The organism is Janthinobacterium sp. SUN176 (genome assembly GCF_030587335.1).
Lineage (GTDB): Bacteria > Pseudomonadota > Gammaproteobacteria > Burkholderiales > Burkholderiaceae_D > Janthinobacterium > Janthinobacterium kumbetense.
This window is the reverse complement of sequence record NZ_JAPWIA010000002.1, coordinates 269,376-286,957: the sequence shown is the minus strand read 5'-3', so window position 1 is coordinate 286,957 and position 17,582 is coordinate 269,376. Positions and strand designations below refer to the sequence as shown.

Genomic DNA, 17,582 nt, shown 5'->3' with positions numbered 1-17,582 from the left:
GGTTTGTTTCCAACTCAACGTTGATCAGGACAACAACTTGATACCGTCCAGCGAGGCTGCGCACTGCTCGCGTATCACGCTGACGAAATCACGCACATACGCCTTGTCCTGCAGATGATCAGGCACGGAGACATACAGGTCGCTCCACAAGCCGTGCTCGCCCACCGGGCGCGCCACCACATAATCGTAATCGACGTAATTCTTGATGGCCCAGTTCGGCAAGGCGGCAATGCCGCGCCGGCTCGCCACCAGTTGCAGCACGGCGACCGTCAATTCCGCCGTGCGGCGTTCAAACGCGATGCCGGCGGGGCGCAGCACTTCGCGGATCAGGTCGATACGCTCTTCCGGCACGGGATAGGTAATTAATGTTTCACCCGTAAAGTCGGCCGCCACCAGCCGGCGCTGCGCCTGCAGCCGGTGCTTCTGCGCCATCACCACCAGCATTTCAAAGCGGAACAGGGGAAACACGGTGAAATCGGGGCCATATGGCGAACCGATCACCAGGTCCGCCTCGCCCGAGCGCAGCAAGTCCGCCGGTTCGCTGTGAAAGCCGGAGACCAGGTCGATTTCCACTTCCGGCCAGCGCTGGCGAAACGCATCCATCACGGGCATGAGCCAATCGAAACAGGTATGGCATTCGAGCGCCACGCGCAACTGCCCCTTGTCGCCCTGCGACAGGCGCGCCACGTCGCGCTCGGCCAGTTCGATCTCGGGCAGCAGCTTGTCGGCCAGGGCCAAGAGCCGGCTGCCCGTGGCCGTAAACGCGATCGGCATCGACTTGCGCTCGAACAATGGCGCCTTGTAGCGCTCTTCGAGCAAACGGATCTGATGCGACAGGGCCGACTGGGTCAGGTTGAGCAGCTGCGCAGCGCGCACCAGGCTGCCGGACGAACGCAGGGCACTCAAGGTGCGCAGGTGACGGATTTCTAGCATCGGAGAAATGGATTCTGTGCGTGAATTATTTTCATGTTATTCGGCAAAATGTTTCGTTTTGATTATAGATCAAGTTGCCGCACACTCTAGCGCATTCACATTAAATCTCGATGACATCATGACCATTCGTACCCACGTCCTTGGCTTTCCCCGTATCGGCGCCGCGCGCGAACTGAAACTGGCGCTGGAAAGCCACTGGCGTGGCGAGCTGTCCGAGGCGGACTTGGAAGCGACGGGCCGGCAACTGCGCGCGCGCCACTGGGCCCAGCAGCGCGACGCCGGCCTCGATTACGTCACCGTGGGCGACTTCGCCTTTTACGACCAGGTCGCCAACCATATCCAGCTATTGGGCTGCGAACCGGCCCGTTTCCACTTTGCGCCAGAGCAATCGCCGCTGGCGCGCTATTTCACCATGGCGCGCGGCGCAGACACGCACGCCGCCCATGCCGGCTGCGGCCACGCGCACCATGCACACGCCGCAGGCACTGCCGCGCTGGAAATGACCAAGTGGTTTGACACCAATTACCATTACCTGGTGCCCGAACTGTCGCCCCACACCCGCTTTTCGCTCGCTTGCGAGCGCCTGCTGGCGGAAGTGGCCGAGGCGCAGGCGCTGGGCCACCCGGTCAAGGCGGCCCTGATCGGCCCCCTCACCTTCCTCTGGCTGGGCAAGGAAAAGACGCCCGGCAAGTCAAGCTTCGACCGCCTGGCCCTGCTGGAACAATTGCTGCCCGTCTACGGCGCCCTGCTCGACCGCCTGAAGCGGCAAGGCGTGACGTGGGTGCAGCTCGACGAACCGATCCTGGGCCTGGACTTGCCCAATGCGTGGCGCAGCGCCTTCGAAAGCACGTATTGGCAGTTGAACCAGGTGGGCGTGAATATCCTGCTGGCCACGTATTTCTCGCCGCTGGAAGAAAACCTCAGCCTGACGTGCCGCCTGCCCGTGGCCGGCCTGCACGTGGACGGCATCCGCGCGCCGCATGAATTGATCAGCGTGACGGACTGGCTGCCCGCGCATAAAGTCTTGTCGGTCGGTATCGTCGACGGGCGCAATATCTGGCGCACCGACCTCGACGCTGCCCTGGCCGTGCTGCAGCCGCTGGCGGCCAAACGCAACGGCCACCTGTGGCTGGCGCCGTCGTGCTCCCTGCTGCACGTGCCGTTCAGCCTGGCGGCCGAGACGGAGCTCGATAGCGAAATCAAGACCTGGCTGGCGTTCGCCACGGAAAAACTGTCCGAAATCGCCGTCCTCAAGGGCGCGCTCGCAGGCCGTCCCGATGATGCCGCGCTGGCCGCGTCTCGCCTGGCTATCGCCGGCCGCCGTGCCAGTCCCCGCGTGCACCGCCCGCAAGTGGCGCAGCGCCTGCAAGCGCTCACGCCCACCATCGACCGCCGCGATTCCAGCTTCCCGCAGCGCCAGGCCATGCAGCGCGCGCGTTTGCAACTGCCCGATTTCCCCACGACGACCATCGGTTCCTTCCCGCAGACGCCGGCCATCCGCGCCGCCCGCGCCAGCCACAAGCGGGGCGAACTGGCGAGCGCCGAGTATGAACGGCAGATGCGCGCCGAAATCGCCCACGCCGTGGGGCGCCAGGAAGCGCTGGGCCTGGACGTGCTCGTGCATGGCGAAGCGGAACGCAACGACATGGTCGAATACTTCGGCGAACAATTGGACGGTTTTGTCTTCACGCGCCACGGCTGGGTGCAATCGTACGGCTCGCGCTGCGTCAAGCCGCCCGTCATCTACGGCGACGTGCAGCGCCCGGCCGCCATGACGGTGGCCTGGACGGTGCACGCGCAAAGCCTGACCGATAAACCGATGAAAGGCATGCTGACGGGTCCGGTGACGATATTGCAATGGTCGTTCGTGCGCGACGACCAGCCGCGCGCCGCCACGGCGCTGCAGATCGCCCTGGCCATGCGCGACGAAGTAGCCGACCTGGAAGGGGCCGGCATCGGCATCATCCAGATCGACGAGCCGGCCCTGCGCGAAGGCTTGCCGCTGCGCCGCGGCCAGTGGGACGCCTACCTGGACTGGGCCACGCGCGCCTTCCGCATCGCCGCCTGCGTCGTTGGCGACACGACGCAGATCCACACCCACATGTGCTATGCGCAGTTCAACGACATCCTGCCGCAGATCGCCGCCATGGATGCCGACGTCATCACGATAGAGACGAGCCGCTCGGACATGGCGCTGCTGGCGGGCTTTGGCCAGTTCCAGTATCCGAACGAAATCGGCCCCGGCGTGTACGACATCCACTCGCCGCGCATCCCCTCGACCCTCGACATGGTGACATTGCTGCAAAAGGCCAGCGCCGTCATTCCTCCGGCGCATTTATGGGTCAACCCGGACTGCGGCTTGAAGACGCGGGGCTGGGCGGAAACGGAGGCGGCCTTGCAAAACATGGTGGCGGCGGCACGGCAGATGCGCGCGGCGTGATGAAAATATGACAAGATCATGCAAGGCCTGACAAAACCGTAGCGAGCGGAAGAAAGTTGTGGTTGAGAAGCGCAACTGTACGAAGGTACAGTGAGCATCGCAGAGCGCAAATTACGACGCGCAGCAGGTTTTGATAGGCGGACTCAAGCCGCATTCTCGGCTGCTTTCAGGGTGGCGCACCGGTTTTCCGGGGCGCCGTCCGTTTTTTTTGACATGAAGTAGGTGTTGCCCTGCGGAATAGCACGCGCCAGGCCCCTGATGCCGATTTTTTTGCAGTAGAATGCAAGAAATTTACTGCTCCCATTGTTGCCGTACGGAACATCTGGCCTGCCGCAGTTTCACTTTGATAAATGTTTATGTCCAAAAGCCCGTCGCAGAAGCCTATCGAAATCAAGATTTCCACCGTCGTTGCCGTCTCCGCCATTCTGCATAGCGCCGATACGCAGGCACTCGATGCCGCCTTGCGCGACATGACGGGAGGCGTGGCGGACTTTTTCGAGGACGACCTGGCCGTGCTGGACGTGGCGGCCTTGCCGCCCGGCAGCGTGCCCATCGACTGGGCCGCCCTCGTGGCCCTGCTGAAAAAATACCGTTTGAATGCCGTGGCCGTGCGCAATGCGCCGGCCGACATGCATGACGCCATCCTGGCGCAAGGCTTGAGCCTCGACAGCGGCAAGACGCGCGACGATGCGCCGCCCAAGGATGGTCCCAAGGATACCCCCACTGCCGCCGCCCAGTCGGGCGCCGACGCCCAGGTGATGGTGATCGACACGCCCGTGCGCGCCGGCCAGCGCATCTATGCGCGCGGCTGCGACCTGATCATCACCGCCGTCGTCAACAATGGCGCCGAAATCATCGCCGACGGCAGCATCCACGTATATTCCTCGCTGTACGGCCGCGCGCTGGCTGGCGCCTCGGGCAATGCCCAGGCGCGCATCTTCGCGCTGGCCATGGAACCGGAACTGGTCTCGATCGCCGGCGTGTACCGCACGTTCGAAGATGGTTTCCCCCCAGAAATGGCGCGCGGACCCGCGCAAATTCGTTTGGCTGGAGACAGAATCGATATACACTCTGTCAATCCGGTCACTCCCGTGAACCGCTCTTAAGCTGCACAATTCAAGAGATATCTGAAAAGGATTATTTGTGGCAAGAATTATTGTTGTGACGTCCGGCAAGGGCGGTGTCGGCAAGACGACCTCTAGCGCCAGTTTTTCCACTGGCCTGGCCATGCGCGGCCACAAGACAGCCGTGCTCGACTTCGACGTGGGCCTGCGTAACCTCGACCTGATCATGGGTTGCGAGCGCCGCGTCGTCTACGACCTGATCAATGTGATCAACAAGGAAGCAACCCTGAACCAGGCCTTGATCAAGGACAAGCACTGCGACAACCTGTTCATCCTGCCAGCCTCGCAAACGCGCGACAAGGATGCCTTGTCGGAAGAAGGCGTGGAACGCGTGTTGAACGACCTGATCAACATGGGCTTCGAATTCATCATCTGCGATTCGCCGGCCGGCATCGAGCATGGCGCGCTGATGGCGCTGACGTTTGCCGACGAAGCCATCATCGTCACCAACCCGGAAGTGTCGTCGGTGCGCGATTCGGACCGCATCCTGGGCATCCTGCAAGCCAAGTCGCGCCGCGCGCAGACGGGCGGCGAGCCCGTCAAGGAACATTTGCTGATCACCCGTTACTCGCCGAAACGCGTGGAATCGGATGAAATGCTGTCCTACCAGGACGTGCAGGAAATCCTGCGCATCCCGCTGGTGGGTATCATTCCGGAATCGGAACAAGTGCTGGCCGCCTCGAACCAGGGCAACCCGGCCATCCATTTCACGGGCACGGACGTGGCGCAAGCCTATGAAGACGTGGTTTCGCGTTTCCTCGGCGAAGATGTCGAGTTGCGCTTTACCAACTATGAAAAGCCTGGATTACTCCAGCGCATTTTTGGGGCGAAGTGATATGGCCTTGCTTTCTTTCCTGTTCCCCCCCAAGCCGAAGACGGCCACCGCGGCCAAGGAACGCCTGCAGATCATCATCGCCCGCGAACGCAGCGGACGCGATGGTCCGGACTTCCTGCCCGCCCTGCACAAGGAATTGATCGCCGTCATTTCCAAGTACACCAAGGTCAATGCCGACGACATCAAGATTTCGCTGGACCGCCAGGGCAACCTGGAAGTACTCGACGTCAACGTGGTGCTGCCGGACGCGTAAGGCCTAATCCGGCCTGACCGTAAGCAATTCCTGCGCCACCGCGGCGCAGGCGTTCACGTGCTGGTTGCCGATCTGGCGGAATACGGCGTAGCCGATGGCTGCCGCCACCGCCTGGCCGGCAAACGGCACGAAGCGCGCCACCTGCTTGGTGGCAATCTTGACGCCACTGCGCTTGAGCAGCTGGAGGATCAGTTCGCGCGACACCAACTTTCCCACCAGCATGCCGCCCATGCCCACCGCCGCGCGGTAGGCCATCATCTTGAACTGCGGGTTCAGGCGCTCGATCTGCTCGGGCGTGAGGCCGAATTCGTGGTTGATATCGTTGATCAGCATGGAAAACAGGCCTACATCGGACATCAGGTCGATGCCGGGAATGGGAATGGCCGAGGCGCCCGCCGACATCATGGCACGCCGCTGCACCAGGCGCCGGCACCGTTCGCGCACTTGCTCGATGTCCGCGCGGCTGGCCGGTATCAGGGTCCAATCGGTGGTGCTCTTGTCTGCCATGGCCGTTTCTCCGCGAGTGATGGGTAGATGAACAAGTGTAACGTAAAGGCCTGCGCTGCCGATTTCACTGGACACAGTTGCAATCTCTGTTATATTTCACTTGAGCATTCCTTAACATTACGATAAGCAGAGCGGACCGTCTGTTTGTTGCTACACACTCCAGCCCATTATGCGAATTGCCGTACTCGATAGCGACCATAGCCAGGCAGAACTGATCTGCCAGGTGCTCACCGCCGCCGGCCACGCTTGCCACGAGTTTCAGAGTGCCAAGGACATGCTGGGGCAACTGCGCAAGGACAGTTGCGACATGCTGATCCTCGACTGGCATGTGAGCGATCTGGACGGTGCCGAAGTGTTGCGCCGCGCCCGGGAAAAACTGGCGCCCAAGGCGCCCGTGTTGTTTATGACCAACAGTTCCGGCGAAGACGACGTGGTGGCGGGCATGACGGCCGGCGCCGACGACTACATGATCAAGCCCTTGCGGCGCAGCGAACTGACCTTGCGCACCCAGGCGCTGCTGCGCGTGGCGTACCCGGCCCAGAATGGCGCCGAAACCTTGCAATTCGGTCATTACACGTTTGAAACCCGCCCCGGCCGCCTGCTGCGCGATGGCGAAGTGCTCGACGTGACGCACAAGGAATTCGCCCTGGCGCTGCTGTTTTTCCGCAACCTGGGCCGTCCATTGTCGCGCGCCTACATCCACGAAGCCGTGTGGCAGCGCGACACGGCCCTGCCTTCGCGCACCATGGATACCCACGTCTCGCGCGTGCGCAACAAGCTGCAGCTGAAACCGGAACACGGCTACAGGCTGGTGCCCGTCTACAGTTACGGTTATCGCCTGGAAAAACTGGGCGGCTGAACGGCGGCAAACGGCTGACCTGCTCAAAGCACGGGCACAAAGCGTTATAATGTCGGCATAAGCCATCCCAACAGCCCTGAAATGCAACTGCTCGCCGTAGGCCTCAACCATACCACCGCCCCAGTGTCGCTCCGCGAACAGCTGGCGTTTGCGCCTGAGCACCTGGGCCAGGCGGTGATGGCGGCGCGCACCTGGTTCCAGCGCATCGACTTGCGCGACAACGACGAAGCGGCCATCCTGTCGACCTGCAACCGCACCGAGCTGTACGCGGCCAGCCACGTGCCCAATCCGCTCGACGCGGGCGCGCATTTCCTGGCCGATTATCACAAGCTCAACTACAGCGAGCTGCGCCCCCACTTATATATGTTGCCGCAGCACGATGCCGTGCGCCACACCTTCCGCGTCGCCTCCGGGCTCGATTCGATGGTGCTGGGCGAAACGCAGATCCTGGGGCAGATCAAGGACGCCATCCGCACGGCCGACGAGGCGGGCGGCCTGGGCACATATCTGCACCAGTTGTTCCAGCGCAGCTTTTCCGTCGCCAAGGAAGTGCGCAGCAGCACGGAAATCGGCGCCCACAGCGTGTCCATGGCGGCGGCCGCCGTGCGCCTGTCGCAGCGCATCTTCGACAAGATCGCCGAGCAGAACGTGCTGTTCATCGGCGCCGGCGAAATGATCGAATTGTGCGCCACGCACTTTGCGGCGCAAAACCCGAAAAGCATCACCATTGCCAACCGCACCATGGAACGGGGCGAGGAGCTGGCGCACCGCTTCAACGGCAAGGCCATCCGCCTGGCCGACTTGCCGGAGCAGCTGCACCAGTTCGACATCGTCATCTCGTGCACGGCGTCATCGTTGCCGCTGCTGGGCCTGGGCCTGGTCGAGCGCGCCATCAAGGCGCGCCGCCACAAACCCATGTTCATGGTCGACCTGGCCGTGCCGCGCGACATCGAAGCGGAAGTGGGCCGTTTGAACGACGTCTTCCTGTACACGGTCGACGACCTGGGCAAGGTCGTGCAGACGGGCCTGGAAAGCCGGCAAGCGGCCGTGGCGCAAGCCGAAGCCATCATCGAGACGCGCGTGCAATCGTTCATGAGCTGGGTCGACGACCGCGCCATGGTGCCCGTCATCCAGCATTTGCATGAAAACAGCGAATCCTTGCGCCTGATGGAAGTGGAACGGGCGCGCAAGATGCTGGCCAAGGGCGCCGACATCGACGCTGTCCTGGAAGCGCTGTCGAAAGGCTTGACGGCCAAATTCCTGCACGGCCCGCAGCAAGCGCTGCACCACGCGCAAGGCGACGAGCGCAAGCAGCTGGTCACCCTGCTGCCGAAACTGTTCCGCCCCCGCCGTTAGCGCAGCCCCGCTGGCCGCCCGCGCGGCCGCCCCTGCCCGCCTGCCGGGCCCGTATCATCCCTACACCTTTTACCGCGAATCGCTATGAAACCATCCATGCTGGCCAAACTCGATCAACTGGCGAACCGCCTGGTCGAACTCGACGAACTGCTGATGCATCCGGACGCCACGTCGAACATGGACAGCTACCGCAAGATGACGCGCGAGCACGCCGAACTGGGCCCGCTGGTGGCCCTGTACCATTCCTACCAGGAAGCGGGCAACGATATTGCGACAGCGCAAGAGATGCTGGGCGATCCCGACATGAAGGAATTCGCCCAGGAAGAAATCGAGGCGGCCAAGACCACCATGGCGCGGCTGGAACGCGAATTGCAAACCATGCTGCTGCCGAAGGATGTCAACGACGAGCGCAATATCTTCCTGGAAATTCGCGCCGGCACGGGCGGCGATGAATCGGCCCTGTTCGCCGGCGATTTATTGCGCATGTACACGCGCTTTGCCGAGCGCAACCGCTGGCAGGTGGAACTCGTGTCCTCGTCCGACTCCGACCTGGGCGGCTACCGCGAAGTGATCGTGCGTATCGTCGGCAATGGCGCGTATTCGAAACTGAAATTCGAGTCGGGCGGCCACCGCGTGCAGCGCGTGCCGGCCACGGAAACGCAGGGCCGCATCCACACGTCGGCCTGCACGGTGGCCGTGATGCCGGAAGCGGACGAAGTGGAAGACGTCAACATCAACCCGGCCGACCTGCGCATCGACACCTACCGCGCCTCGGGCGCGGGCGGACAGCACATCAATAAAACGGATTCCGCCGTGCGCATCACCCACTTGCCGACCGGCATCGTGGTGGAATGCCAGGATGACCGCAGCCAGCACAAGAACAAGGCGCAGGCCATGAAAGTGCTGGCCGCGCGCATCAAGGACGTGCAGCTGCGCGAACAGCAGTCGAAGGAAGCGGCCACCCGCAAGAGCCTGATCGGCTCGGGCGACCGCAGCGAGCGCATCCGCACGTATAATTTCCCGCAAGGCCGTCTGACGGACCACCGCATCAATTTGACCTTGTACAAGCTGGACTTCATCATGGATGGGGATTTGACGGACTTGACGAATGCCTTGGCGGCAGAGCACCAGGCGGAGCTGCTGGCAGCCTTGGGCGATTAAACAGCGTCCATGGCGGCGTTGCATCGCCTGGCCGTACATTCGTACTGCCTGCGGCGCGGCGCCTTGCCCTGAACACTTTTTAACGCGCCCAGTCAAATCAAGGGTTTAAGTAGCGGCTAAGCAATAAAAATCCGGCCTTGTGCGAAAATGACCAGCTCGATTCCATCCACCTCACCGTGTCGCCCATGAAAAATTCACGCACCGTCCTCCTGTTGACCGCCGCCCTGTGTTTCCTGATGCTGGGCGTGGCCATGTATTTGCAGCATGCCATGAACATGGCGCCGTGCCCGCTGTGCGTGATCCAGCGCTACCTGTTCCTCGCCATCGGCATCGCCTGCCTGGCCGGCGCGGCGGCCAACCGGCCGAAGATCGGCGCGGGCGTCGGCGTGCTGGCGGCCCTGGGCGGCCTGGGCGTGGGCGCCAAGCATTTGTACGTGCTGGCCAACCCCGGCTTTTCGTGCGGCATCGACCCGGTGGAAACGGCGCTGAACAAGGTCTTCACGGCCGAACTCATGCCCTTCATGTTTGAATCGTATGGCGCCTGCGAAAACGCGGGTGAGCCATTCTTCGGCCTGTCGATCCCGCAATGGGCGTTCATCTGGTTCGCCATCTTCGCCCTCACCTTGCTGTGGACCTTGCTGCGCCGTCAGAAATAATTGAAAGCACCATGCCAGAAACACTGATCCCCGCCGGCAGCACTGTCGGCGCCCTGCAAATCCGTCCCCTGCTCGATCCGCTCGACAACCGCATCCTGCTGGGCCACGCGCTGGGCCTGTCGCGCGTGAGCCTGATCACGCAATCGGAGCGAGTCCTCACTTCCGACGAGGCGGCCCGTTTGTCAGCCTTGCTGGCGCGCCGCCTGCAGGGCGAGCCGATCGCCTACATCGTCGGCCAGCGCGAGTTTTTCGGCCTGCCGTTCGAAGTGAACGACGCCGTGCTGATCCCCCGCCCCGACACGGAAGTGCTGGTGGAACTGGCGCTCGAACGCCTGCCGCCCGGCGGACGGGTGCTCGACATGGGCACGGGCAGCGGCGCCATCGCCGTCGCGCTCGCGCATACGCGGCCCGACGCCGTCGTCACGGCCCTGGACGTGAGCAGCACGGCGCTGGCCGTGGCGCGCCGCAACGCCAGCGCCAACGGCGTCAATATCACCTTCATGGCCAGCGACTGGTTTGAGGCGCTGGGCACGGAAAAGTTCGACCTGATCGTCTCGAATCCCCCCTACATCGCCAGCGGCGACCGCCACCTGGCCGAAGGCGATCTGCGCTTCGAGCCGGCCGGCGCGCTGACCGACCACGCGGACGGCCTGTCGGCCCTGCGCACCATCGTCTCCGGCGCCGCGCGCCACCTGGCGTCAGGCGCCTGGCTGCTGATGGAACACGGCTACGACCAGGCGGCATCCGTGCGCGGCTTGCTGGCCGACGCCGGCTACAGCAAAGTGCAAAGCTGGCGCGACCTGGCCGGCATCGAACGGGTCAGCGGCGCCCGCCACGGCTGACCGCCATTCGCTGCGCAAAGCTTGATCCGGCAGCGCGCCAGATCCCCCGCAGTTTGTTAAAATATCAAGCGAATTCCTGACCGAAGCGCCGTCCCCGTTACCCGGGGCGGACGCTGGCGACGCGGCGTTTTTTGGGCCGGCGCCGACGCATTTGCCAAAATTCGGTTAATCTCAGCACAAATTATTTATATGCTGCACAAGAAAGGAAGCTCAAATTGCCCAACCTGTTGACTCGCCGCCTGGCATTGCTGACCGAAGATGCCAACCGCGCGCTGCTGGGCGGCTTGCGCGGCATCGAGCGTGAAACCCTGCGCGTCGACCATGCCGGCCATCTGGCTTCCACGCCCCACCCCGCCGCCCTGGGCTCGGCGCTGACGCACCCTGAAATCACCACCGATTACGCCGAAGCGCTGCTCGAATTCATCACGCCGGCGGAACAGGACATCGCCGTCACGCTGGACAAACTCGACACCGTGCACCGCCACGCCTACAGCCGCCTCGGCGACGAGTTGCTGTGGAGCCAGTCGATGCCGTGCCAGCTGCCGCCCGAAGCGGACATCGAAATCGCCAACTACGGCAGCTCGAACATGGGCATGCTCAAGCACGTCTACCGGCGCGGCCTGGCCTTGCGCTATGGCAAAGCCATGCAATGCATCGCCGGCATCCATTACAACTACTCGCTCGACGAGCAGCTGTGGCAGGCGCTGGCCGGCAATCCTGACACCAGCGCCAGCCCCACGCACGCGGCGGCCACGCCGAAAGACGTGCAGTCGGAAAGCTACCTGGCGACGATCCGCAATTTCCGCCGCTACAGCTGGCTCCTGATGTACCTGTTCGGCGCTTCGCCGGCCCTGTCGGCCGGTTTCCTGCGCGGCCGCCCGCACAAGCTCGACACCCTGTCCGACGACACCCTGTTCCTGCCGTACGCCACCAGCCTGCGCATGAGCGACCTCGGCTACCAGAACGATGCCCAGTCCGGCCTGCGCCCGCACGAAAACAGCCTGGACGACTACGTCAACGCCCTCACGCACGCCGTCAACGACCCATATCCGCCGTATGCGGCGCTGGGCACAAAGAAGGATGGCGAGTGGATTCAATTGTCCACCAACGTGCTGCAGATCGAAAATGAATACTATTCGACCATCCGTCCGAAACGCGTGATCCGCACGGGCGAGCGCCCGATCCAGGCCCTGTGCCTGCGCGGCGTGCAATACATCGAAGTGCGCTGCATGGATGTCGACCCGTTCGAGCCGGTCGGCATCAGCCTGGAAACGGGCCGCTTCCTCGACGCGTTTTTGCTGTTCTGCGCGCTCGACGACAGCGGCCCCATCTCAGCCGAGCAAAGCGCCTGCTACACGAACAATTTCGCCCGCACCGTCAAGGAAGGCCGCAAGCCGGGCCTGACCCTGCGCCGCGACGGCGAAGAGATCACCCTGCAGGCCTGGGGCGAAGAGTTGCTGGCGCGCATCGCGCCCGTGGCGGCCTTGCTCGACGCGCGCCTTGGCGGCACGCAGCATGCGGACAGCCTGGCCGCGCAAGCCCGCAAACTGGCCGACCCGGATGCGACGCCATCGGCGAAGGTATTGGCCGAACTGCGCGCCAACGGCGGCTCGTTTGCCGCCTTCGGCCTGCGCCAGAGCGAACGCCACGCCGCCTATTTCCGCACGCAGCCGGCAACGCAGGAACAAAGCGCGTATTTCGACGAGATGGCCGCCAGCTCGCTGGCCGAGCAGCGCGCCATGGAAGCGGCGCCAGCCGGCAGCTTCGACGATTTCGTCGCCGCCTACCGCGCCAGCACCCTGTGCTCGCACACCTGAGTCTGACCTTGCGCAAAGCGCCCCCATGCTGACCTTCTACAATGAATTGCACAGCCAGCACCGGGGCCGCTTCGAAATGTTTCGCGGCACCCTGGTGCCCTGCTTCGAGACGCCCGAGCGGGCCGACATGGTGGTGGCCGAGCTGGGAAGGCGCAACCTGGGCCGCATCGTCACGCCGCACGGCGTGCCGCTGACGTCGCTGGAGCGCATCCACACCCCCCGTTACCTGCATTTTTTGCGCCATGCCTGGCACGACTGGCTGGCGCTCGATCCCGACAACGCGGGCAAGGACGCCTTGCCATCCGTGTGGCCCGTGCGCACCTTGCGCAGCGATATCGAACCGGATGACTTCACGGCCAAGCTGGGACTGTACTCGATGGACAATGGCACGCCGCTGACGGCCGGCACGTGGACGGCGGCCAAGACGGGCGCCGACTGCGCCGTCAATGCGGCCCACGCGCTGCGCCTGGGCGAGCGGGCCACGTTCGCCCTGACGCGCCCGCCGGGCCACCATGCGGGCAGCGATTTCTTCGGCGGCTACTGTTTTCTGAACAACGCGGCGCTGGCCGCGCAGCATCTGCTCGACGACGGCGCCCGCAAGGTCGCCATCCTCGATATCGATTACCACCACGGCAACGGCACGCAAAGCATCTTTTACCAGCGCGACGACGTACTGTTCGCCTCCCTGCACGCCGACCCGCGCAGCGAATACCCGTTTTATCTGGGCCACGCCGATGAAACGGGCAGCGGCGCGGGGCTCGGCTACAACGTCAACTTGCCGCTGCCCCCCGGCACGTCCACGGCCAGCTGGTTCGCCGCGCTGGAAACGGCTTGCCTGCGCATCAATATGTATGCACCCGACGCGCTGGTGGTCTCGCTCGGCGTGGACACCTTTGCCGGCGACCCGCTGTCGCACTTCGCCCTGCAAAGCGGCGACTACCTGCGCGTGGGCGAACGCCTCGCGCATCTGAACCTGCCCACCGCCTTCATCCTCGAAGGGGGCTATGCCGTGAAGGAAATCGGCATCAATGTCGTCAACGTGCTCGAAGGCTTTGAAACGGCCGATTAAGCCAGCCTACATATTGCGGAACAGCGCCATGAACGGCTGGCTCACGGCCAGGGTTTCCGGCCGCGTTTTCAGGCGCAAGGCGCCACGCCCCACCTCGTCGCGCGTGACCGAGGCCACCATCTTCATGTTGACGATGGTGGAGCGGTGGATCTGCTTGAAGATGGCCGGGTCGAGCACGTCGAGCAATTCGCGGATCGGCTTGCGCAGCAGCGCCTCGCCTTCCGCCGTCATGACGGCCGTGTACTTGGTGTCGGACTGAAAATAGGCGATGTCTTCCACCATGATCAGCCGCGTATCCTTGCCGCTGCTGGCCGTCAGCCACACCAGCGGCGGCGACTTGGCCGCCGCCGGCAAGGCGCTGCTCAATTGCTGCAGCAAGCCGGCCAGCGCGCCGTCGCCCGCCTGGCTCTTGCCGGCCCGTGCCTGCACGCGCTGCACGGTCGCCTGCAGGCGCTCGCGGGCTATCGGTTTCAATAGATAATCGACGGCACCGTTATCGAAGGCATCGATCGCGTACTGGTCGTAGGCGGTGACGAACACCACCTGCGTGGCGGGACTCGCTTCCAGCGCGCCGGCCGCCACTTCCAGCCCCGTCAAGCCCGGCATGCGGATGTCGAGGAAGGCGATATCGGGGCGCAGGGTGGCGATGGCCTCGAGCGCCGCGCCGCCGTCGTCGCAGGCGGCGACGATGCGCAAACTGGGCCACTCTTCGGCCAGCAGGGCCACCAGCGCGTCGCGCAGCAGGGCTTCGTCTTCGGCAATGACGCAAGTCATCTCAGGCTGATGCATAGGAAACTCCTTGCGCCGTGCTGTCGGGCACCGTGATGGTGGCCGTCACGCCATCGGGGAAATTGGCGACAATGGCAAACGCGGCGGCATTGCCGTAGGTCAGACGCAGGCGCTCGCGCACATTGCGTAAACCGATGCCCGTGCCGGCGCCGTCATCGCTGAGCCCCTTGCCGTCATCGGCCACCGTGACGATCACCGTGCCGTTGCCGCTGCGCGCCATGATCCAGATGGTGCCGCCGCCGCTTTTCGGCTCCAGGCCATGCTTGATGGCGTTTTCCACCAGGGTTTGCAGCATCATCGGCGGCAGTTCCGCCTGACGCAGGTATTGCGGCACCTCAATCTGCAGGTTCAGGCGTGCGCCCATGCGGATTTTCAGGATATCGAGGTAGGCGCGCGCCCGTTCCAGCTCCGTACCCAGGGTCGACATGGCTTGCTCCGTGCGCGGCAGCGAGTGGCGCAAGTACAGGATCAGGTTGCCGAGCATTTCGTCGGCGCGCACGGGGTCGCTGCGCGTGAGCAGCTGCGCGCTGGCCAGGGTGTTGTACAGGAAGTGCGGCTCGACCTGCGCATGCAGCAGGCTCAGCTTGGCCACCGTGAGTTCCTTTTCCGTCACCGTCTGGCGCGCCTCGGCCTGCTCGCCGCGGCGGCGCTGCGCCACCCGGCGCGTCATCGCCCGCGTCACCGCTTCCGCGTTTTCCAGGTTGCTGCCATGGTCGACGAGGAACCAGTCGGTCCAGGCGTTGCGCGCCGGTTCGCAGATCAGGGTGACGCTGCCCGCTTCGCCATTCGGCGTGACGGTGGCGAGAATCTGGTTCGGCCGCGGCTCCAGGAAGCTCAGCAGGCGCATGCGCGGCAAGCCCGTGTGCGTGTAGGGAGCGGCGCGGCGCACGCGGGCCTGCACCTGCAGGCTGTCGCGCGCGCTTTCGACCACTTCGCTGCCCGGCAGTTCGCGGATGGCCGCGTCGATCATGTCGAACGCCTCGCCCGCCTCGAACGGAATCTCGATCTGGCGCCGCTGGCGGCTCGACAGGGTGCCGGCATTGACGGCGCCGGCGATCAGGCGCACGCGCCGCACGTGCGAAAACGCATTCGTGACGACGGCGCTGGCCAGCAGCGCGCCGACGATGACAAAAAAGCCTTCCGTCTGCCCGAAGACATGGCGCAGGAAATTCTCGACCAGAATCGCCGTGGCGATGATGTAGGCGACCATCGTGGCCACGGTGATGCGCAGGATAAAGAAAAGGCTAGTCATGATTTTTCCTTGGGGAGTGAAGTGGGGCCAAGCATAACTATCGGCGCCAGCGGCGGTGGCCATTATGCGATGGAAGGGCAATACTGGCGACAAAGGCAAGAAAATAAAGCTTCAATCCGCGCCACGCGCAAATAAAATCGCTTGCAATTAAATAGCGCACGATATATATTGTGTACATGGACGCCGCACACCGCTTCTTCAGACGGGCATCCTGGGGCAGCAGCCCACGAAACAAGTAGCACACTATTTAGTAGTCAACTATTTAATCAACTCAAGGAAAACCATCATGTCGATCAAACAAGTCCTGTACCGCGCCCAAGCTACCGCCACCGGAGGCCGCGAAGGCCGTGCCGTGTCGTCCGACAATGTGCTGGACGTCAAGCTGACCACGCCAAAAGAACTGGGCGGCAATGGCGCCGTCGGCACCAATCCGGAGCAACTGTTCGCCGCCGGCTACTCGGCCTGCTTCATCGGCGCCATGAAATTCGTCGGCGGCCGCGACAAGATCGCCCTGCCGGCGGACCTGTCCATCGAAGGCAACGTCGGCATCGGCGCCATCGAGACGGGCTTCGGCATCGAAGTGGAACTGAAAATCTCGCTGCCAGGCATGGAACGCGCCGCCGCCGAAGCGCTGGTCGCCGCCGCCCACATCGTGTGCCCGTACTCGAACGCCACGCGCGGCAACATCGACGTCACCCTGACGATCGTGTAATAGCACACGCGGCGCTGCACGCGTTGCACCTCCCCGGCCGCGCCCCCAGGCGCCGCCGGGGATTTTTTTCAGCGCAGCGCCTGCAGCAGCTGGTCCGCCAGGGCCGGCGCCGAGGCGGGATTCTGCCCCGTGATCAATTCGCGGTCGACCACCACGTTGCTGCTCCACGGCGCCTGGTTCTGCACATACTGCGCGCCGGCCGCCTGCAAGCCCGACTGCGGATAGAACTTCATCGTGCCGCCGCCGAGCGCGCCCTGCGCCGCCAGTTCTTCCTGGTTGCTGATCACCGTCATGCGGTAGCCGCTGTAGATCCAGCCGGCCGGCGCGGGCGGCGTCTGGCCCGCTTCCAGCGCGGCCGTAAATTGGGCCGCCTGCGGCAGGGCCGACAGCAGGGAGATGGGGCCGTGGCACAGCAGCGCCGTCGGCTTGCCGTCCGCGTGGAACTGGCGCAGCAAGGCGCCCAGGCCGGCATCCTTCAACAAATCCTGCATGGGCGCGTGGCCGCCCGGCACCAGCACGGCCGCATAGTGGCCATAGCCGATCTGCGCCACCCGTTTCAGGCTGATCACGGGCGAGCGGCCCGGCACCGTCAGCGCCAGCTGGTCCAGCAGCGCCTTGTGCGCCGCGTGCGCGGCCGCGTCGCCGCCAAAGTAGGCGGCCGTATCCGAGCTGGCGTCCAGCGTGGGCGCCTGGCCCTGCGGCGTGGCAAACGTCACCGTGTGGCCCGCGTCGAGCAGCTTCTTGACGGGCTGCATCAGTTCATTCAGATAAAAGCCCGTCGCGAAGACCTTGCCATCGCGCAATTCGAGGTGGTTCGCGTCGGACAGCACGACGAGAACGTCGGCCGCCTGGGCGGTGGAAAAGGCGGCGAGCAGCACACTGCTTAAGAGTAATTTTTTCATCATGAGGATTCCAGTAGAGAAGCCGTCAGCATATTCCGAATCAAAATGGAGAAAAATGATGAATAATGCAGCTGA

The 17,582-nt window shown here is 63.9% G+C and carries 17 protein-coding genes; 12 read left to right on the top strand and 5 right to left on the bottom strand.

Annotated features, from left to right (window positions below):
• Nucleotides 1–24 precede the first annotated feature (24 nt).
• A complete protein-coding gene (locus tag O3299_RS20545) occupies nt 25–933 on the bottom strand; it encodes a LysR family transcriptional regulator (protein ID WP_305053726.1) in 909 nt (302 codons plus the stop codon).
• Nucleotides 934–1,051: 118 nt separating this feature from the next.
• Here O3299_RS20545 and metE point away from each other — a divergent pair, with 118 nt between their 5' ends.
• The 4 genes from metE to minE all read left to right on the top strand — a co-directional run bounded on the left by metE (nt 1,052) and on the right by minE (nt 5,585).
• The gene (metE, locus tag O3299_RS20540; RefSeq protein WP_305063091.1) at nt 1,052–3,373 is read left to right on the top strand and encodes a 5-methyltetrahydropteroyltriglutamate--homocysteine S-methyltransferase; all 2,322 of its coding nucleotides are present in this window, start codon (nt 1,052–1,054) and stop codon (nt 3,371–3,373) included.
• 356 nt (nt 3,374–3,729) lie between these two features.
• Nucleotides 3,730–4,479, top strand: coding sequence for a septum site-determining protein MinC (gene minC / locus O3299_RS20535; protein WP_251349518.1), 750 nt, complete (start codon nt 3,730–3,732; stop codon nt 4,477–4,479).
• Nucleotides 4,480–4,516: 37 nt separating this feature from the next.
• Nucleotides 4,517–5,332, top strand: coding sequence for a septum site-determining protein MinD (gene minD, locus O3299_RS20530; protein WP_034783730.1), 816 nt, complete (start codon nt 4,517–4,519; stop codon nt 5,330–5,332).
• A gap of 1 nt (nt 5,333) precedes the next feature.
• A complete protein-coding gene (gene minE, locus O3299_RS20525) occupies nt 5,334–5,585 on the top strand; it encodes a cell division topological specificity factor MinE (protein WP_034752886.1) in 252 nt (83 codons plus the stop codon).
• Nucleotides 5,586–5,588: 3 nt separating this feature from the next.
• On the opposite strand, the gene O3299_RS20520 is transcribed toward minE, so the two are convergent.
• Entirely contained in the window at nt 5,589–6,092 is a 504-nt protein-coding gene (locus O3299_RS20520; protein WP_251349519.1) for a YcjF family protein, read from the bottom strand.
• Between the two features lie 169 nt (nt 6,093–6,261).
• On the opposite strand from O3299_RS20520, the gene O3299_RS20515 reads away from it, so the two are divergent.
• The 7 genes from O3299_RS20515 to O3299_RS20485 all read left to right on the top strand — a co-directional run bounded on the left by O3299_RS20515 (nt 6,262) and on the right by O3299_RS20485 (nt 13,852).
• Complete coding sequence (locus tag O3299_RS20515; RefSeq protein WP_099665880.1) at nt 6,262–6,951, top strand: response regulator transcription factor; 690 nt, start codon at nt 6,262–6,264, stop codon at nt 6,949–6,951.
• 81 nt (nt 6,952–7,032) lie between these two features.
• Nucleotides 7,033–8,307 (top strand): glutamyl-tRNA reductase, encoded by a 1,275-nt coding sequence (hemA, locus tag O3299_RS20510; RefSeq protein ID WP_077398499.1) that lies wholly within the window; start codon nt 7,033–7,035, stop codon nt 8,305–8,307.
• Nucleotides 8,308–8,391: 84 nt separating this feature from the next.
• The gene (prfA, locus tag O3299_RS20505; RefSeq protein WP_077398497.1) at nt 8,392–9,468 is read left to right on the top strand and encodes a peptide chain release factor 1; all 1,077 of its coding nucleotides are present in this window, start codon (nt 8,392–8,394) and stop codon (nt 9,466–9,468) included.
• Between the two features lie 185 nt (nt 9,469–9,653).
• Complete coding sequence (locus O3299_RS20500) at nt 9,654–10,124, top strand: disulfide bond formation protein B (RefSeq protein ID WP_077408913.1); 471 nt, start codon at nt 9,654–9,656, stop codon at nt 10,122–10,124.
• 11 nt (nt 10,125–10,135) lie between these two features.
• Entirely contained in the window at nt 10,136–10,966 is an 831-nt protein-coding gene (gene prmC, locus O3299_RS20495) for a peptide chain release factor N(5)-glutamine methyltransferase (RefSeq protein ID WP_305053724.1), read from the top strand.
• 215 nt (nt 10,967–11,181) lie between these two features.
• Nucleotides 11,182–12,783: a glutamate--cysteine ligase gene (gene gshA / locus O3299_RS20490; RefSeq protein ID WP_305063090.1), complete on the top strand. Its 1,602-nt coding sequence runs from the start codon at nt 11,182–11,184 to the stop codon at nt 12,781–12,783.
• A gap of 25 nt (nt 12,784–12,808) precedes the next feature.
• Nucleotides 12,809–13,852 carry a histone deacetylase family protein gene (locus O3299_RS20485; RefSeq protein WP_099665884.1) on the top strand — a complete coding sequence of 348 codons (1,044 nt, stop codon included), beginning with the start codon at nt 12,809–12,811 and terminating at the stop codon, nt 13,850–13,852.
• A gap of 6 nt (nt 13,853–13,858) precedes the next feature.
• Here O3299_RS20485 and O3299_RS20480 read toward each other — a convergent pair whose 3' ends face one another.
• Both O3299_RS20480 and O3299_RS20475 read right to left on the bottom strand, forming a co-directional pair.
• A complete protein-coding gene (locus tag O3299_RS20480; protein WP_305053722.1) occupies nt 13,859–14,641 on the bottom strand; it encodes a LytTR family DNA-binding domain-containing protein in 783 nt (260 codons plus the stop codon).
• A complete protein-coding gene (locus O3299_RS20475; protein ID WP_305053721.1) occupies nt 14,628–15,893 on the bottom strand; it encodes a histidine kinase in 1,266 nt (421 codons plus the stop codon). The genes O3299_RS20480 and O3299_RS20475 overlap by 14 nt, the downstream gene beginning before the upstream one ends.
• 286 nt (nt 15,894–16,179) lie before the next feature.
• Between O3299_RS20475 and O3299_RS20470 the strand changes: the two genes are divergently transcribed.
• Nucleotides 16,180–16,605, top strand: a complete 426-nt coding sequence (locus tag O3299_RS20470; protein ID WP_034783746.1) for an organic hydroperoxide resistance protein — start codon at nt 16,180–16,182, stop codon at nt 16,603–16,605.
• Between the two features lie 68 nt (nt 16,606–16,673).
• Here O3299_RS20470 and O3299_RS20465 read toward each other — a convergent pair whose 3' ends face one another.
• Nucleotides 16,674–17,510 (bottom strand): type 1 glutamine amidotransferase domain-containing protein, encoded by an 837-nt coding sequence (locus O3299_RS20465; protein ID WP_305063089.1) that lies wholly within the window; start codon nt 17,508–17,510, stop codon nt 16,674–16,676.
• Nucleotides 17,511–17,582: the final 72 nt, after the last annotated feature.

Excerpts from the sequence above, each read along its gene's own strand:
- O3299_RS20515 (WP_099665880.1), top strand. The coding sequence starts at position 6,262 with ATGCGAATTGCCGTACTCGATAGCGACCATAGCCAGGCAGAACTGATC.
- minE (WP_034752886.1), top strand. The coding sequence starts at position 5,334 with ATGGCCTTGCTTTCTTTCCTGTTCCCCCCCAAGCCGAAGACGGCCACC.
- O3299_RS20470 (WP_034783746.1), top strand. The coding sequence starts at position 16,180 with ATGTCGATCAAACAAGTCCTGTACCGCGCCCAAGCTACCGCCACCGGA.
- O3299_RS20520 (WP_251349519.1), bottom strand. The coding sequence starts at position 6,092 with ATGGCAGACAAGAGCACCACCGATTGGACCCTGATACCGGCCAGCCGC.
- minC (WP_251349518.1), top strand. The coding sequence starts at position 3,730 with ATGTCCAAAAGCCCGTCGCAGAAGCCTATCGAAATCAAGATTTCCACC.
- O3299_RS20500 (WP_077408913.1), top strand. The coding sequence starts at position 9,654 with ATGAAAAATTCACGCACCGTCCTCCTGTTGACCGCCGCCCTGTGTTTC.
- O3299_RS20480 (WP_305053722.1), bottom strand. The coding sequence starts at position 14,641 with ATGCATCAGCCTGAGATGACTTGCGTCATTGCCGAAGACGAAGCCCTG.
- O3299_RS20485 (WP_099665884.1), top strand. The coding sequence starts at position 12,809 with ATGCTGACCTTCTACAATGAATTGCACAGCCAGCACCGGGGCCGCTTC.
- prfA (WP_077398497.1), top strand. The coding sequence starts at position 8,392 with ATGAAACCATCCATGCTGGCCAAACTCGATCAACTGGCGAACCGCCTG.
- prmC (WP_305053724.1), top strand. The coding sequence starts at position 10,136 with ATGCCAGAAACACTGATCCCCGCCGGCAGCACTGTCGGCGCCCTGCAA.
- O3299_RS20475 (WP_305053721.1), bottom strand. The coding sequence starts at position 15,893 with ATGACTAGCCTTTTCTTTATCCTGCGCATCACCGTGGCCACGATGGTC.
- metE (WP_305063091.1), top strand. The coding sequence starts at position 1,052 with ATGACCATTCGTACCCACGTCCTTGGCTTTCCCCGTATCGGCGCCGCG.
- hemA (WP_077398499.1), top strand. The coding sequence starts at position 7,033 with ATGCAACTGCTCGCCGTAGGCCTCAACCATACCACCGCCCCAGTGTCG.
- O3299_RS20465 (WP_305063089.1), bottom strand. The coding sequence starts at position 17,510 with ATGATGAAAAAATTACTCTTAAGCAGTGTGCTGCTCGCCGCCTTTTCC.
- O3299_RS20545 (WP_305053726.1), bottom strand. The coding sequence starts at position 933 with ATGCTAGAAATCCGTCACCTGCGCACCTTGAGTGCCCTGCGTTCGTCC.